Source organism: Enhygromyxa salina (genome assembly GCF_002994615.1).
In the GTDB taxonomy this organism is placed as follows: Bacteria; Myxococcota_A; Polyangia; order Nannocystales; family Nannocystaceae; genus Plesiocystis; species Plesiocystis salina_A.
Genome location: NZ_PVNK01000079.1, coordinates 22,506 through 37,125, shown reverse-complemented (window position 1 = coordinate 37,125; position 14,620 = coordinate 22,506). Strand labels below are relative to the sequence as shown.

Here is a 14,620-nt window from a genome sequence, read left to right as displayed (position 1 = left end):
GGCGGGGGCCTCGACTGGAGGTTGCTCGGCGGGGTCGGCGGGGACCTGCTCGCGCTTGCTCGGGAACACGAACATCGACTCGTCGATCGGCACGTTGACCTCGAACTTGGTGATCTCTTCTTCGAGCTCGATCAGCGCCTTGATCGAGCTGCGCTTCTTCATCGAGAATTTGTAGCCCTCGACGAGCTGGTAGTCCTCGGTGTGGGCCTCGATCGGCAGCGGCCCCATCAGCGTGATCTGGGTCGTCTTCATGTAGCGGATCAGCTTGGTGTCGACGTCGAGCCCGACGATTACGTCGGGGCCGGCCTTGGACACGAGCTCGACCTCCCAGACCTCGCCCTCATCGGTGCGCTGCTTGCCGAGGGTCTTGGCCGCGGAGAAGTGCTGGCGCCAGTCGTGACCCGGGAACATCAGCGAGGTCTGAATGTAGGACGCCGCCTCCTCGCCCTCGAGCACGCGCAGCCCGGTGATCGGGTCGTCGAGCCAGATCGTCTCGCCGTCGTAGCCGGCGCGGCTCTTGCCGACCCCTTCGACGTCTTGCTCGAGATAGAATTTGCCGCCCTTTTGCCACCACATGTGCATGGTGCCGACGAGCTTTTGTTGACCGGTGTCGACGGTGCCCTCGGCGTGGACGGTCTCGAATTTGGCGATCTTGTCGGCCCCGCCCGCGGCCTCGACGTGGGCCGTGAGCAGCTCGGCGCCGTCGGGCAGCTGTTCGGCGGGCGCCGGGGTCTTCGCGTCTTGCTTGGCCTCGGAAGAGGGCGCGTCGGCCTTGGGCGTGGCCTTGTCTTGGGAGCTGCACGAGGCGCTGGTGAGCACGAAGGCGAGGGCTACGAGTGACGAAGAGACGTGGGAGAGCTTGGACAGGCGCGGCATGGCGATCACTAATTTGAGGCGGAGTCTCGCAGGCGCTGACGGAGGTGGTCGACGGCGGCCTCGACCACGGGGTCACGGCGCGCGGCATAGTCGGCGCGTGACTCGTCGACGAGGACCTCCGGGATCACGCCCTCGCCCTCGGCGGCGCTGCCCTTGGCGCTGCGATAGTCGCCGACGACGTACTGGATCAGCCCGCCGTCGGGCAGGGTCTCGATCATCGAGGGCAGGGCCATCCCGGCGCTCGGGCCCGCGCCGACGATCGTCACCCGTCCGACGTCGCGCATCCCGACGGCGAAGATCTCCGAGGTGCTGGCCGTGCCCTCGTCGACCAGGATCGCGAGGGGTCCGTCGAAGGCTGCGGGGTTGGGCTCGATCTTGAACTCTTGGTTGAACTCGCGCATCTGGAGGCGGCCGAGGCTGGTGCCCTCGCGCACGAACATCCGGGCGATCGGGATCGACATGGCGCCGACGCCCCCGGGGTTGCCGCGCAGATCGATGATCAGCGCCGTCATCCCGGCTTCGCGCAGCTCGTCGACGCCCGCGCGCACGCGCTCGGTCATCGGCAGCATCCAAAAATTGAAGGCGAGGTAGCCGATGTTTTCCTCGGCCTCGGCCTCGGCCTCGGTCTCGCCCGGCGCCCCGATCATCCGCCACTCGACGGTCGTCGGAAGATTGCGCAGGTTGCCGAGGCTGACCCGCTCGCCCTCGGGCAAGAAGCAGGGGATCTCGACCGTCCGCGCGGCGTCTTCGTTGCCGGGATCGAGGAAGCTCAGCTGCTTGGACCCGCCCTCGGGGCAGCTGAGCATCGAGCCGATCGCCTGGGCGACCATGAAACCGGTCTCGGTGGCTCGGCCGCCGCGGGCCGCGACGCCCTCGGCGACGTCCCGGGCGAGCTCCTCGACGGACTCGCCTGCGACCTCGGTCAAGATCGCGCCGCGTGGCACGCCGCTGTCGTGGCCATCGACGGCCTCGTCAACGACGACCGCGCCTCGCTTCGCCGCGGGATCTTTGGCGGTGAGCGGCAGCCAGCGAACCGTGATCGGCACCGTCGCGGGTCCGGTCTCGCGCTCGCGCTTCGCGGTCGGGGTCGGGGCCGTGGCGTGGAGGTGGCTCTGGCCGAGGAGGCCGAGCAGCTCGTTGATCGCGGCGTAGGCGGCCGCGGCGTCGTCGCCCGCCGCGGCGACCTTTTGGCCGTACTGCTCGCGCAGCGCGAGCCAGTCGAGGCAGGCGAGGGTCGGGTCGTAGTGTTTTTGCGCGACGGTGCGCCAGACCTGATCGAAGGCGGCCACGTGGGCGCCCTCGGGCAGGGCCGGGAGCGAGCTGAAGTCGAGGTCTTCCCAGGAGCGACAGCTCGGGGTGTGCGGCGGGCCCTCGGCCTCGAGCGCGGCGAGGGAGTGGGGGTCGTCCTTGGGCTCCTTGCGCTTGCAGCCCGCGCTCGGGCCGAGCAGCGCGAGCGCGGCGACCAGGGCCAAGCCCAAGCCCGACCCCAAGGCCAGGTTGCGCTCGGTCGCGCGTGTCAGCGGGCCGTGGTCCGCCGCGCCCATGGGCTCACTCGTAGGTGACCATCTCGAGCGCGCCGAGATCCAGGACGACGATCTCCTGGCGGCTGAGCTTGAGGATGCCTTCTCGCTGCATGCGGTTGAGCGCGCGGGAGATCTCCTCGCGCACGGTCCCGAGCCGGGCCGCGACAGTGTTCATGTCGAGGGCTCGCGGGATCACGTGGGCCTTGCCCTGCTCCGCGCCGCTGCGCAGCGCGAGCGTGTACAAGAAGCTCGCGAGCCGCCGCTGAACCGAGCGCAGCGAGAGATCCAAGATCAGGTCGATCAGCCGGTTGGCGCGGAAGGCCTGGTGGCGCATCAACGCGAAGGCCATGGCCTCGGACTGCGACAGCAGCTTGATGACCAGGTCGGTGTCGAAGCGCCAGACCTCGCCGTCGGTCATCGCAAAGGCTGACGCGGCACACTGGACTTCACGGGGCAAGAAGCCCTCACCGATGAGCTTGCCCGGTCCAGCTAGATACAAGATCTGCTCTCGACCTTCTGACGAGATCAAGCTGAGCTTGAACTCGCCGGAGCGCACCAAGAACAGACCCGGTCCAGGGTCACCGCGGCGAAACACTGGCCGCTTCCGCTTGAGCTCCACACGCGTGGCGCTCTCACTGAAGGTCTTGATGACCTCCTCAGGGACCTTGTCCCAACCGGCATACCGCAACAGATGGTTGCGGATCTCCTCGGCTTCCGCGGGCTCGACGGCCATGCGGCGAGTGTAACGGTTCGCGGAGGATCCGCCAAAGCCCGGCGAGCTCGGCTCTCGCCGCGCCTGGTCGGCTGCTAGGCGAGGATCCGGCGAGCCGCGGTCACGGTCCGCATCACGCTGAGGGCCCGGGTCGAGGGGTCGCCGCCGAGGGCCGCGATGTGGAGGGTCTCGTCGAGCACCCGGATCGACTTGACGCTCAGGTCCCGATGTTCGCCGTTGCGCTTGATGCTGGCCTTGGCGCGGCCTCGGGACACGATTGGTGTGATCGCCGCAAGCATCTCGAGGTCGAGGGTCGTGTTGCTGCTTGCGACCAACATGCCGAAGTCGTCGGCGATCAGGACCACGTCGAGCACGCCGCCGTCGGCCGCGGCGGACAGGGCCAGCTCGAGCGCGTCGGCCGTCCCGTTCGAACGCTGCTTGCGGCGTTCGACGACGCGGCGGCCGGGGCGAGGAAGAGGGGTGATGCGAATTGGAGCGCGCGCGGTCGAGTGCATGGGGATCTCCTGGGTAGGGCTACATCCTACATGTAGGTGCATGTACTCCGTCAAGAAAAAGGGGAGATTTTCTGGCTACTGAAGACTGATCCAGTGGGTGGCGCGAGGTCGCGGAAGGTCCAGCGGGAACCAGGCGCGTGATTGGTGGACCAAGGTCCCCGCCTGCTTCACCATGAAAAACGTGCGCGTGTCTCGGTCGTCTCTGGTTCTCGGTTTGTTGCTGGGCGTCGCGGCGACCCTGACGGTCGAGCAGGTGATCCCGGAGGCGGAGGCGGGCAAGGGGAAGGGCAAGGGCCAGCTCGAGCGCCAGCAATTCCATGACAGCCTCGACGTCGTCCTCGATCGCTACGTCGAGCCCGTCGACGCGCCCGAGGTCATGTCGCGCGGGCTCAAGCACATGGTCGCGGGGCTCGATCCCTACAGTCACTACCTGACGGCGGACGAGCGCGAGCTGGCCAAGAAGCGCCAACATCAAGGCGCCGAGGCCGGGCTGGTCACGACCCTGCGCCGCGCGGGCAGCCAGGGCGCGGCCGAGCTCGAGGTCATCGCGGTCCACCCGGGCAGCCCCGCAGACAAGCTCGGGCTGGCTCCGGGGACCCGAATCCTCGCGATTCGGGGTCAGCCCTGCGAGCACATGCTCAGCAACGCCGAGGCCCAGCTCTCGCTCAGCGGCGCCGCGGGTGAGCGCATCGCCTTGACGGTCGAGCGCGGCAGCGGCCCCGAGCAGCTCGACATCGAGCTGCGCAAGCCCAAGGTCGACGCGAGCGTGTCTGCCGAGCTCGTCGAGTATGGCGGCCAGGCCGTCGGCTGGATCGAGATCCACAATTTTCGGGCGGGGACCGGCGATCGCGTCAAGCGAGCGCTGGCCGAGCTGCGCGACAGCGCCGGGGGTCGCGGGCTGGTCGGCTTGATCCTCGACGTCCGCGGCAACCCGGGCGGCGACGTCGACGAGGCCGTGCTCGTCGCCGACTTGTTCGTCGACCAGGGCGTGCTCACTCGGACCCGGGGGCGCGGCGGCGCGATCCAGCGCGAGGAGCTGGCGACGGCGGCGGGCACCGACCCGAGCACGCCGCTGGTCGTGCTCCAGGATCGACGCTCGGCCTCGGCCTCGGAGCTGCTCGCGGTCGCGCTCCAGGACAACGGTCGGGCCAAGGTCATGGGCGAGCGCAGCTTCGGCAAGGGCACGGTCCAGGAGGTGATCGGGATCCCCGATGGCTCGCTGCTCACGCTGACGGTCGCGCGCTATTTTTCGCCGGACGATCGCAGCATCGACGGCCGTGGGGTCGAGCCCGACGTCCCGCTCGAGCGCCTGCTCGGGCGCGACGCCGTCGAGGCCGCCGCGCGCGAGCTCGTCAGCCTGGTCGCCCTGCGGGACTGAGTTGGCGGGCCATGTAGGACATTTGACTACCTGGCCAGCCGCGAATCCAGGACGCCTGCAGGTGGCCTGTGTCGTGGATGTGGGCTGGACAACGCTTGGTGCAGCGCGCGGATTGGGGTAGGACCCGAAGGTCGTGTCAAAAGATCCACGTCTCGACTATCCGGCGACCGGTCGCAACCGCGAGGCGATCTTGGCGGTGTTGCGCGAGGTGCTGCCGAGCAGCGGGACCGTGCTCGAGGTCGCGAGCGGCAGCGGTCAGCACGTGGCCTTCTTTGCGGCGGCGTTCCCGAGTTTGCGCTGGCAGCCAAGCGATCGCGACGAGAGCCTGTTCGAGAGCATCCGCGCGTGGACCGAGGGCCTCGCCAACGTCGCCGGGCCGACGCGTCTCGACGCCACCGCGACCCCCTGGCCGATCGACAGCTTCGACGCGGTGATCTGCGCCAACATGATCCACATCGCGCCGTGGGCGGCCTGTCTGGGTCTGCTCGACGGGGCGTCGCGTTCGCTGGCTGCAGATGGGCCACTTTGTCTCTACGGTCCCTTCAGGCGCGGCGGAGCGCACACAGCGCCTAGTAACGAGGCCTTCGATCAGCGCCTCGCAGCCCAAGATCCGAGCTGGGGCGTTCGGGATCTCGACACGATTGAAGAAGAAGCAAAGGGTCGCGGGTTTGCGCTGGATCGTGTCTTTGACATGCCCGCAAACAACTTGAGCGTCGTGTTTCGGCGTCGAGTGCCAGCGGATCATTGATCTGAGCTGAATTCGCGATGCCGATCGGCGCGATCGGCTCCCAAACGGTGATTGTGACGTCCCGGGCGGAATTGGCCTGGTGGTTCCGTCGTTTGTTCGCGATCAAATCACGCAAGCTGGCCACAAGCGTTGCGAATTGGGTGTGGGTCGCTGCGTAAGGGCAGGTCGTTGAGATCATTGAATTTCGAACGAGGCCTGGGGTATCGGCCGAGCTTCACGTAGCTGGCACGGTGCATGCAAGTTATCCAGGTGCCGGATCACATCACGACGATTGACCACCGACCCAGGAGAAGAGCCATGTACCGCCACGACCGTCAGCATCTCGAGTTTGTTAGCCAGTTCGTCGACTCCGTGACGGTGCGCCCCTTCTTTGAGGATTTGCGTCAGCTCAAGCGGATCAGCGCGATGATGGGCCGTCTGCCCCGCGCCGAACCCTCCGGTGAGGACCGCTCGTCCACCGCGGCCGCCTGATCGTCAAAACACCGCCCTCAGCCCGAGGGCGGGGAGGATGTAGCGGACGGCTTGGGGGTTCACGCAGCCGTCGACGACTTGGACGGCGGGGTTCGTGCTCTCGGCCAGTGAGTCGCAGCGCAGGACCTCGCGTCCGAAGTTGGCGTTGGCGAGGTCGAGGTAGAGGTGGAGCCGAAAGTCTCGCAGGGTGAAGACTCGCTCGACGCGGACATCGAGCTGGAGAAAAGGTGAGAGGCGAGCGTCGTTGCGGTGCTCGGTCAGCGCTTCGATCAAGCTCTCGAGCGACCCGCTGCCGTCGACCTGGCGGGTGGTGTAGGGCCGGCCGCTGTTGAGGTGGAAGCGCCCGCCGAGCCGCCACTTGCGGTTGATGTTCCAGCCGAGCACGGCGTTGAAGATGTGGCGCTGGTCCCAGGTCGCGGGCGCGAAGCCGCCGAGCGGATAGTCGCGGTAGGACCACGACAAGGTGTAGGCCAGCCAGCCGTAGGCCTTGCCGTCGGGGACCAGGCGCAACATTGTCTCGAGGCCCCAGCTCCAGCCCGACACTCGGATCACGTAGTCGTCGAGCTCGTCGGCGGTCGAGGCGTCCCCGGTGTCGCCCAGGCCCTCGCTGAGCTCGTAGTCCTGCATGTTGGCCAGGCGTCCGAGGTAGGCGTCCTGGGTCAGGACCGCACGATCGCCGATCGTCCACTCCCAGCCGAAGCTGGCCTGGGTGTTGCGCTGGAGCCCATCTTCGAGGCCGATGCTCTCGATCCCGGGGATCGGCAGGGGCGGATCGGGGGGTTGGTGGTAGACGCCAAAGCTCTGGCGCAAGGCCAGCTTCGCGCCGACTTGTTCGCGCACGAGCACGCGCGGATCGACCCCGGCCGCGCTCGACACCGTTTGCGCGCCCGGTAGATAGGGGCTCGAGCCGACTTGAACCCAGAGGTCGGCGCGGACCCCCGGACGGATCTCGAACGCGCCCTTGCGGTAGCCGAGGTCGGCGTAGAGGCCGGTGACCGAGACGAAGCGCTCGCTCAGCAGCAGCGCGAGATCCTCGATCGAGTTGGTGAGCTCACCGCTGCCGAGACCACGTGGGAGCCGGAACACCTGAAACTCCTGATCGAGGCCGGCCCGGAGCGTGAGCCGCTCGCCGAGCTTCAGCTGCGCGTCGATCCGCGGGGCGACCCGCCACTGATCCACGCGGATCGACTGGACGCCGGATCGATCGAGGCCGAGGGCCACGCGATAGTCGACGCGCCCGCCGTTGCGGACGCGCTGGCGGATGCGCTGGTCGATACGGTGGAATTCGAGGCGGACGAAGGGGTCGGGGTCGGGGTCGAGCACGGTCCCGGCCACGCCGTCTTCGTCGTCGACCTCGACGAGGGCCTCGCGCTGACCGAGCTCGTCGTAGCTCCCGAACACGAACGCGGTGTAGCGAGCGCGGGGCCCGAGCTCGTGATCGAGGCGGGCCTGGTAGTCCCAAAAGCGCATCTTCACGTTGAGCCCGGGGACCGCCGAGAGGATCAGCCCGGTGTAGCTGTAGCGGCCGCCGAGGGTCAGCGAGCCGCGGCCGGGGGCGCGACAGGCCAGCTTGGCCCGTCGCGCGGCCCGTGCAGGCGTGGTCCCAGCCTCGGCCTCGGTCGCGGCCAGCTCGGCTTCGCAGGCCTGATCTCGGGGGCGGTCGAAGGGCAGCTCGAGCAGCGCGCCCGCGTCGGTCAGGCGCAGGTCGACCTCACCGCGGACGCGATCGCGCGCGGCCGCGCGGGTCCGGCCCTCGACGATCCCGCTCGCGTAGCGACCGAGGCGAACCGGGACGCCGCCGGGATAGAAGTCGACCTGGTCGATGAAGTAGGGGTGGACGACCGAGGGCCCGACGGCGACATGAAACAGGGCCGGGACCCGGACGCCGTCGAGGTAGTAGCCGGTGTTGCCGGGCGCGGCCCCACGCACGACGACGTAGGGCAAGAAGCCGGTCACCTGGGCGGCGCCGGGCAGCGACTTGATCACGCTGAAGGGATCGCCGCCGGAGCCCGGGAGCTCGTGGATCTCTTGTTCGCGCAGGGTCGTGCGGCTGACGGCGATCGTGCGCTCGCTGCTGACGACGGTCCGGTAGCGGCTGCCGCCGAGGGCTTCGTCGATCCGGAGCTCGAGGGTCTGGCGCTCGCCGAGGGTGATCTCGACCTCGAACTCGAGCGGCTCGTAGCCGTCGGCGCGGGCGGAGAAGCGGTGGCTGCCGGGCTCGAGCCACAGCTGGGCGACGCCGCGCTCGTCGGTCTCGGCGGGCTCGTCGGGGGGGTCTGGAGCTCCGAGCTCGAACAGGCGCGCGCCCGCGACGGTGTCTCGGCCGCCGTGCACGAGCACCTGCACGCGGAGCTGTCCGTGCGTCGCGGGACCGGGCTCGGGCTCGGGCTCGGCGTCGGGGTCCGGGTCGAGCTGGGCCTCGGGCGGCGGAGCTGACGGCAGATCTGGCGGCAGATCTGGCGGCGGCGGGCCGAGCACGAGGCCGCCGAGCAGGATCGCCAGACCGAGCACCGAGCGATGGTACCCGGCGGGCGCTCACTGGCGTCACTCGACGATGAATTCGACGCGGCGGTCCTTGGTTCGTGTGGACTCGTCGCTGCCCGCGGCCTCGAGCGCGCCCTTGCCGACGACGCGGATCTGATCGCCGGGGACGCCGAGGCCGGCGAGGAACTCACGGACGGTGCCGCCGCGCTGATCCGTGAGCAGGATGTTGTACTCCTCGGTCCCGACGTTGTCGGCGTGGGCCTCGAGCACCAGCGCGCTGCCGCCCGCGAGCAGCTCGGTCAGGCACGGGGCCGCCTGGGTCAGCTGCTCTTGGTTGTTGGGCGAGAGCTGGGCGCTGTCGAAGCCGAAGTAGAGCGCCGACACGCCGCACACGGCCGCGGACGAGTCGCCGTCGAGGGGGTTGTAGAGGCACTGCCCGCCGTCGCAGATCTCGTCGATCGGGCAGTCGTCGTCGGTTTGACAGGGCAGGGCCTCGCAGCGGCCGCTGTCGTTGCACACCCCGCTGTCGCACTGGCTGCCGTCGGTGCACAGCTCGCAGCTGTTGGCCGCGCAGATCATGCCCGGGTCGCAGTCGTCGTAGGTCTGACACTCGCCGCCGGCGACCGCCTCTTCGCAGCGAAAGTTGACGCAGGGCAGGTCTTCACCGTTGGGGCCCTTGCCCTGGCAGTCGGCGTCGACCTGGCAGTTTTGGCACAGGTTGTCGACGCAGGACTCACCGTCCTCGCAGTGCTTGTCCTTCTTGCATGAAGGATAGTCTGCCTGCTTGGGGCAGCCGCTGAGCCCAAACAGCAAGCCAAGGCTCAAGGTCACCGTCGCATGGGTCGCACAGATCGAGCGCATGTCGGCGGGTGTGTAGCGCGCTGTCGCGCCGACGCAAAGGCCTCGTCTCAACGACGACCCGGGAGCGGCGGCTCCCGGGGCAGATCTGCGGAGGCCGACGCGCGGCCCGGCAGCGCGGGCTCGTAGCTCGGCTCGGACGGCGGCGTGCCGCTCGCGTGGGTGATCTCGGCGCGAGGGTCCGCGGGCCGTCGTCGGGTGGCGGCGGGCTCGCCCAGGTCGCCCAGCTCCTCGGGCTCGTCCGGGATCCACGTCGGGGCCTCGACGTACTCACCGAGCACGCGGTCGCGGACCTCCTGCAGGGCGGGGTTGATCTTGGCGCGGGTGCCCTCGATCAGCCGCTCGGCCTCGGGTGTGTCGCTGATCGTGTCGATGTGCTCGGCGAAGGTCCGGCCGCCGAGGTCGACGGCAAACGCGGCCCACAGCGCGCCCGCGAGGACCGCGACGCTGATCGCCGTTCGCAGGGGTCGAAACACCTGGCCGAGTCTCGCGCGCCTCGCTTCGGGCCCCAAATTTTTGCCGAGCAGGGCTGGATCGAGCGCAAGGTGCTCGGCTCGTGAGCGCGGACGGGCCCCGCGCGTCGACGCTTCGTGCTAATGCGCCGCCATGCTCGACGGACCTCGGAGCTTGTGCGTGCTCGGCTGTGGAACCATGGGCGAGGCGATCGTCGCTGGCGTGCTGCGGGCGGGTTGGTTGCCGCGCGAGAACATCGTCGTCACGGCCCGGCGCGAGGCCGTCGCCGAGCGGCTGCGGACCAGGCTCGGCGTGGCCGCGACGACCGACAACCTCGCGGCCTGCGAGGCGGCCGAGGTCGTGCTCGTTTGCCTCAAGCCCCAGCGCTTCGCCGACATCCTCGACACGCCAAAGATGCGCGCGGCGCTGGCCGGCAAGCTGCTGATCAGCATCGCCGCGGGCGTGAACCTCGACAAGCTCGCCCGCTGGCTGCCCCAGACCGCGCTGGTCCGCGCGATGCCCAACACGCCGAGCTTGATCGGCGAGGGCATGACCGTGGTCTGCCGCTTGCCCGCCGAGACGGCCAACGCCGCGAACGACGAGCAGCTCGGGCTCGCGCTGCGGATCTTCGCGTCGGTCGGCGAGTGTCTCGAAGTCGAGGCCAAGCTGATGGACGCCGTCACCGGCCTCAACGGCAGCGGGCCCGCCTTCGTCTACGTGATGCTCGAGGCCATGGCCGACGGCGGCGTGATGATGGGGCTGCCGCGCGACGTCGCGCTGACGATGGCCGCGCACGTGTTTCGTGGCGCGGCGGCGATGGTTCTCGACACCGACATGCACCCGGCCGCGCTCAAGGACCAGGTCACGACCCCGGCCGGCTGCACGATCGCGGGCATCTTGACCATGGAGGACGGCCGGATCCGCTCGGTGCTCGCGCGCACGGTCCAGGAGGCCGCCAAGGTCGCGGCGAAGCTCGGCTGACCCCCTCGGCTGACCCCGTCGGGTGACCCCCTCGGCTGCGCCTGAAGATCCTAGGCCGAGTCTTCGCGCTCGAGCTCGCGCTCGCGCTCGCGGGCCTCGCGGGCGACGGCGAACACCCGCTCGAGGTTGGGACGGTGGCGCTCCCAGATCAGCCCCGCGAGCCCGGCCGCGAGCACGACGTAGGCGAAGGGCACGCTGGGGTCGATCCAGACGACGGCGACGATGACGAGCGCCGCGGTCAGCGACCCGAGCGCGGAGATCCGCGTGAGCCAGAGGGTCTGGACGTAGACGAGCAGCCCGACGAGCGCGGCCTTGGGCGCGAGGACCAGGAACACTCCAAACGCGCACGCGACGCCCTTGCCGCCGCGAAAGCGCAAATAGATCGGGAACAGGTGGCCGAGGATCGCCGCGAGCGCGACGATCGCGACTTTTTGCGGGCCACCGGGCCCGTCGCCGAAGTGATGGAGGGCGGCCGCGACGGGGACGCCGGCCTTGGCCACGTCGAGGGCGAACACGATCAGGCCCCAGACCTTGCCGAGGGCCCGGACGGCGTTGGTCGCCCCGATGTTGCCCGAGCCGACCTCGCGCAGATCCACGCCGCGCGCGAGGCCGATCAGCAGCCCGACGGGGATCCCCGCGAGCAGGTAGGCGCCGAGCATCCACAGCAGCAGCTCGAGGATCATCGTTGGTTCTTCTCGTCGATGCCGCTGAGGCCGTGGCGGGCGCGGAGGACCTCGGCGACGTCGGCGGGCTCGAGGCCTCGGGCCGCGAGGCCGACGAGGGCGTGGAAGAGCAGATCCGCGGCCTCGTTGACGACGCGCTCGTCGGTCTCGCCGGCGAGCGCGTCGCACAGCTCGCCGGCCTCTTCGCGGAGCTTTTCGTTGATCTTGTCGACGCCCTTGTCGAGCAGCGAGCGGACGTAGCTGCGACCTTCGGGGTTGGTCATCCCGCGCCCGGCCTTGCGATCGAGGATCGTGCGCCACAGCGAGTCGATCGCGGCGTTCGGGCGGGGCCCGTCGTCTTCGCCCTTGATCGAGACGGGCTCGTGGGCGCCGGGCGGGGGCAGCTCGACGAGCTTGAAAAAGCAGGAGCTGGCCTGGGTGTGACAGGTTGGCCCGCGCGGCGTGGCCTGGACGAGCAGCGCGTCGCCGTCGCAGTCGACGCGGATCGACGCGAGCTCGAGGGTGTGGCCGGAGGTCTCACCCTTTTGCCACAGGCGCTGCTTCGAGCGGCTGAAGAAGGTGACCTTGCGCGTGGCGAGGGTCGCCGCGAGCGCGTCGCGGTTCATGTAGCCGAGCATCAACACGCGATCGTCGTGGGCGTGCACGACGATCGCGGCGACGAGGCCCGCGGCGTCAGGCGCGAGCGTCGACCACAGCGCGTCGAGGGACTCGGACATCGGGGCCAGACCTACCCCAACTCAGGCCGCGTGGCGGGTGGCGGGGGGCCGGACCGGGAGCCCGTGCTCGAGCAGGTACTGCTTGGCCTGGGCGATCGTGAACAGCCCAAAGTGGAAGATCGAGGCGGCGAGGGCCGCGTCGGCCTCACCTTCGCCGAGCGCGAGGCCCTGGCGCAGGTGCTCGAGCGAGCCGACGCCGCCGCTGGCGATGACCGGCACGGGCACGCGGCGGGCGACCTCGCGGGTGATCCAGAGGTCGTAGCCGTCGCGGGTGCCGTCCTTGTCCATCGAGGTCAGGAGGATCTCGCCGGCGCCGAGCTCGGTGACCTGCTCACACCAGCGCAGGGCCTCGAGCCCGGTCGAGCGGGTGCCGCCGTGGATCACGACCTCGTAGAGCGGCTCCTCGTCGCGGGGGAGGGCGTCCATGCGCTTGACGTCGACGGCGACGACGATCGCCTGGCTGCCGTAGCGCTTGGCGAGGCGCTTGATCAGCGGCGGCGAGGTGACCGCGGCCGAGTTGACGGCGACCTTGTCGGCGCCAGCGTTGAGCAGGCGGCGGACGTCGTCCTCGCGGCGGATGCCGCCGCCGACCGTCAGCGGACAGAAGATCTGTGGCGCGACGTGGCGGACGACGTCGACGAAATTCTCGCGACCCTCGGTCGTCGCGGTGATGTCGAGCAGGCAGATCTCGTCGGCGCCCTGGCGGTCGTAGGCGCGGGCGGCCTCGACCGGATCGCCCGTGTCGCGCAGGCCCTTGAAGTGGACACCCTTGACCACGCGGCCGTTCTTGACGTCTAGGCAGGGGATAATGCGGCGTTTTAACATCGGGCGAGAGCCTCCTCGAGGGTGAAGCTGTGCTCGTAGAGCGCCCGGCCGCAGATCACGGCGCGGACGCCCGCGGCTGCGAGCGCGTCGAGATGTTCGAGCGAGCCGACGCCGCCGCTGGCGATCACGTCGATCGGGCCCACGCGGTCGACCTCGGCCTGGACCGCGGCGGTCGACTCGACGGCGGGGCCGACCTGGAGACCGTCGCGGCTGATGTCGGTGAACAGGAGCCCGGCGGCGCCCCACTCGGCCGCCTGGCAGGCGAGCTGGGCCGCCGGGACCGTGGAGGTCTCGCGCCAGCCCTCGATCGAGACGAGGCCGTCGCGGGCGTCGATCGCGACGATGATCGCGCTGGGGTGAGCGCGGCACAGCTCGGCCACGAGCTTTGGCTCGCGCACGGCGAGGGTCCCGACCACGACCTTGTCGACGCCAGCTTCGATCAGAGTCTCGACGGCCGCGGCGTCGCGGATGCCCCCGCCGACTTCGAGCTCGACGGGCTTCGACGGGTCTGCGGCCTCGCGGGCGGCGTTCAAGAGGCGGCGGATGAGCTCGACCTGGGCCGGCTGGCCCGCGAACGCGCCGTCGAGGTCCACGACGTGAAGTCGCCTGGCTCCGGCCCGGACGAACTGCCTGGCGAGGCCGCAGGGATCGTGGGAGTACGTGGTTGCTCGCGCTCGATCGCCCTTGGCCAGGCGGACCGCCCGTCCTTCGAGGAGATCGATCGCCGGGATCACCAGCACCTATTGGCGGCTCCCGAGCAAGAACGCCCGGAGGAAGCGGAGCCCGGACTGCTGGCTCTTCTCCGGGTGGAATTGGCAGCCGTAGATGTTGTCGCGGCGGATCGCGGAGGCGAAGGTGATGTCGCCGTAGGTCGTGGACCACATCACGTCCGAGGACTCGGCCGCGTCGACGTAGTAGCTGTGGACGAAGTAGTAGTGCTCGCCCGAGGGCTGGACCTCGTTCCAGCCCATGTGCGGAATCTTGAGTTTCCGCACGCGATCTCCCTCGGCCGTGGTCATGCTCTCTGGGAAGCGTCGGCACTGGCCCTTGAGGATGCCGAGGCCCTTGTGCCCGCCAGCTTCTTCGGAGCCCTCGAACAGCATCTGCATGCCGAGGCAGATGCCCAAGAAGGGGTCGCCGCGCTGGATCACCATGCGCATGGCCTCGCCCATCGCGCCGCTCACGATGTTGTCGGTTTGCTTCCCAAAGGTCCCCTGACCCGGGAAAACGACGATTCTCGAGGTCGCGACCTTGTCTGGGTCGTCGGTGATCTGGGTCGCGGAGCCAACCTGGATGAGCGCGCGTTCAACGCTGGCCAGATTGCCGAGACCGGAGTCGACGAGGGTCAATTCCCGAGCCATGAGTCGGGCGGTTCTAACACATCTCGACCCAGAATC

Annotated in this window: 16 protein-coding genes; 4 read left to right on the top strand and 12 right to left on the bottom strand. The window is 69.4% G+C overall.

From position 1 onward, the window contains the following. The 4 genes from ENSA5_RS07585 to ENSA5_RS07570 form a co-directional block, all read right to left on the bottom strand. A partial coding sequence (locus ENSA5_RS07585) for a LolA-like protein (RefSeq protein ID WP_146155431.1) occupies positions 1–876 on the bottom strand: 876 nt, incomplete at its 3' end. An 8-nt stretch (positions 877–884) separates the two neighbouring features. After that, complete coding sequence (locus tag ENSA5_RS07580; protein ID WP_106390959.1) at positions 885–2,420, bottom strand: S41 family peptidase; 1,536 nt, start codon at positions 2,418–2,420, stop codon at positions 885–887. Between the two features lie 4 nt (positions 2,421–2,424). Next, positions 2,425–3,132, bottom strand: a complete 708-nt coding sequence (locus ENSA5_RS07575) for a Crp/Fnr family transcriptional regulator (RefSeq protein ID WP_106390958.1) — start codon at positions 3,130–3,132, stop codon at positions 2,425–2,427. A 74-nt stretch (positions 3,133–3,206) separates the two neighbouring features. Next, a complete protein-coding gene (locus ENSA5_RS07570; protein ID WP_106390957.1) occupies positions 3,207–3,626 on the bottom strand; it encodes a hypothetical protein in 420 nt (139 codons plus the stop codon). A 187-nt stretch (positions 3,627–3,813) separates the two neighbouring features. On the opposite strand from ENSA5_RS07570, the gene ENSA5_RS07565 reads away from it, so the two are divergent. The 3 genes from ENSA5_RS07565 to ENSA5_RS37205 all read left to right on the top strand — a co-directional run bounded on the left by ENSA5_RS07565 (position 3,814) and on the right by ENSA5_RS37205 (position 6,223). Beyond that, positions 3,814–5,004 carry a S41 family peptidase gene (locus tag ENSA5_RS07565; RefSeq protein ID WP_181197483.1) on the top strand — a complete coding sequence of 397 codons (1,191 nt, stop codon included), beginning with the start codon at positions 3,814–3,816 and terminating at the stop codon, positions 5,002–5,004. 133 nt (positions 5,005–5,137) lie between these two features. Beyond that, positions 5,138–5,752 (top strand): DUF938 domain-containing protein, encoded by a 615-nt coding sequence (locus tag ENSA5_RS07560; RefSeq protein ID WP_106390955.1) that lies wholly within the window; start codon positions 5,138–5,140, stop codon positions 5,750–5,752. Positions 5,753–5,986: 234 nt separating this feature from the next. Continuing rightward, the gene (locus ENSA5_RS37205; protein WP_181197482.1) at positions 5,987–6,223 is read left to right on the top strand and encodes a hypothetical protein; all 237 of its coding nucleotides are present in this window, start codon (positions 5,987–5,989) and stop codon (positions 6,221–6,223) included. Positions 6,224–6,226: 3 nt separating this feature from the next. On the opposite strand, the gene ENSA5_RS07555 is transcribed toward ENSA5_RS37205, so the two are convergent. The 3 genes from ENSA5_RS07555 to ENSA5_RS07545 are packed head-to-tail and all read right to left on the bottom strand — an operon-like array spanning position 6,227 to position 10,041. Further along, complete coding sequence (locus tag ENSA5_RS07555; protein WP_106390954.1) at positions 6,227–8,734, bottom strand: TonB-dependent receptor plug domain-containing protein; 2,508 nt, start codon at positions 8,732–8,734, stop codon at positions 6,227–6,229. A 33-nt stretch (positions 8,735–8,767) separates the two neighbouring features. Continuing rightward, positions 8,768–9,568 carry an OmpA family protein gene (locus ENSA5_RS07550; protein ID WP_106390953.1) on the bottom strand — a complete coding sequence of 267 codons (801 nt, stop codon included), beginning with the start codon at positions 9,566–9,568 and terminating at the stop codon, positions 8,768–8,770. A gap of 47 nt (positions 9,569–9,615) precedes the next feature. Next, positions 9,616–10,041 carry a hypothetical protein gene (locus ENSA5_RS07545; protein ID WP_106390952.1) on the bottom strand — a complete coding sequence of 142 codons (426 nt, stop codon included), beginning with the start codon at positions 10,039–10,041 and terminating at the stop codon, positions 9,616–9,618. A 130-nt stretch (positions 10,042–10,171) separates the two neighbouring features. Between ENSA5_RS07545 and proC the strand changes: the two genes are divergently transcribed. Beyond that, a complete protein-coding gene (gene proC / locus ENSA5_RS07540) occupies positions 10,172–10,999 on the top strand; it encodes a pyrroline-5-carboxylate reductase (RefSeq protein WP_106390951.1) in 828 nt (275 codons plus the stop codon). 50 nt (positions 11,000–11,049) lie between these two features. Here the strand turns inward: proC and plsY are convergent, their stop codons facing one another. The 5 genes from plsY to hisH are packed head-to-tail and all read right to left on the bottom strand — an operon-like array spanning position 11,050 to position 14,584. Then, positions 11,050–11,682, bottom strand: coding sequence for a glycerol-3-phosphate 1-O-acyltransferase PlsY (gene plsY / locus ENSA5_RS07535; RefSeq protein ID WP_258182778.1), 633 nt, complete (start codon positions 11,680–11,682; stop codon positions 11,050–11,052). Next, positions 11,679–12,398 carry a bifunctional phosphoribosyl-AMP cyclohydrolase/phosphoribosyl-ATP diphosphatase HisIE gene (hisIE, locus tag ENSA5_RS07530; RefSeq protein WP_106390950.1) on the bottom strand — a complete coding sequence of 240 codons (720 nt, stop codon included), beginning with the start codon at positions 12,396–12,398 and terminating at the stop codon, positions 11,679–11,681. Before hisIE ends, plsY begins: the two co-directional genes overlap by 4 nt. A gap of 21 nt (positions 12,399–12,419) precedes the next feature. Beyond that, the gene (hisF, locus tag ENSA5_RS07525) at positions 12,420–13,223 is read right to left on the bottom strand and encodes an imidazole glycerol phosphate synthase subunit HisF (protein WP_106390949.1); all 804 of its coding nucleotides are present in this window, start codon (positions 13,221–13,223) and stop codon (positions 12,420–12,422) included. Then, a complete protein-coding gene (locus tag ENSA5_RS07520) occupies positions 13,217–13,957 on the bottom strand; it encodes a 1-(5-phosphoribosyl)-5-[(5-phosphoribosylamino)methylideneamino]imidazole-4-carboxamide isomerase (RefSeq protein WP_258182777.1) in 741 nt (246 codons plus the stop codon). Before ENSA5_RS07520 ends, hisF begins: the two co-directional genes overlap by 7 nt. A gap of 6 nt (positions 13,958–13,963) precedes the next feature. Continuing rightward, entirely contained in the window at positions 13,964–14,584 is a 621-nt protein-coding gene (gene hisH, locus ENSA5_RS07515) for an imidazole glycerol phosphate synthase subunit HisH (RefSeq protein WP_106390947.1), read from the bottom strand. Positions 14,585–14,620 lie beyond the last annotated feature (36 nt).

Excerpts from the sequence above, each read along its gene's own strand:
- ENSA5_RS07550 (WP_106390953.1), bottom strand. The coding sequence starts at position 9,568 with ATGCGCTCGATCTGTGCGACCCATGCGACGGTGACCTTGAGCCTTGGC.
- proC (WP_106390951.1), top strand. The coding sequence starts at position 10,172 with ATGCTCGACGGACCTCGGAGCTTGTGCGTGCTCGGCTGTGGAACCATG.
- ENSA5_RS07580 (WP_106390959.1), bottom strand. The coding sequence starts at position 2,420 with ATGGGCGCGGCGGACCACGGCCCGCTGACACGCGCGACCGAGCGCAAC.
- ENSA5_RS07570 (WP_106390957.1), bottom strand. The coding sequence starts at position 3,626 with ATGCACTCGACCGCGCGCGCTCCAATTCGCATCACCCCTCTTCCTCGC.
- hisF (WP_106390949.1), bottom strand. The coding sequence starts at position 13,223 with ATGTTAAAACGCCGCATTATCCCCTGCCTAGACGTCAAGAACGGCCGC.
- ENSA5_RS37205 (WP_181197482.1), top strand. The coding sequence starts at position 5,987 with ATGCAAGTTATCCAGGTGCCGGATCACATCACGACGATTGACCACCGA.
- hisH (WP_106390947.1), bottom strand. The coding sequence starts at position 14,584 with ATGGCTCGGGAATTGACCCTCGTCGACTCCGGTCTCGGCAATCTGGCC.
- ENSA5_RS07575 (WP_106390958.1), bottom strand. The coding sequence starts at position 3,132 with ATGGCCGTCGAGCCCGCGGAAGCCGAGGAGATCCGCAACCATCTGTTG.
- hisIE (WP_106390950.1), bottom strand. The coding sequence starts at position 12,398 with ATGTCCGAGTCCCTCGACGCGCTGTGGTCGACGCTCGCGCCTGACGCC.
- plsY (WP_258182778.1), bottom strand. The coding sequence starts at position 11,682 with ATGATCCTCGAGCTGCTGCTGTGGATGCTCGGCGCCTACCTGCTCGCG.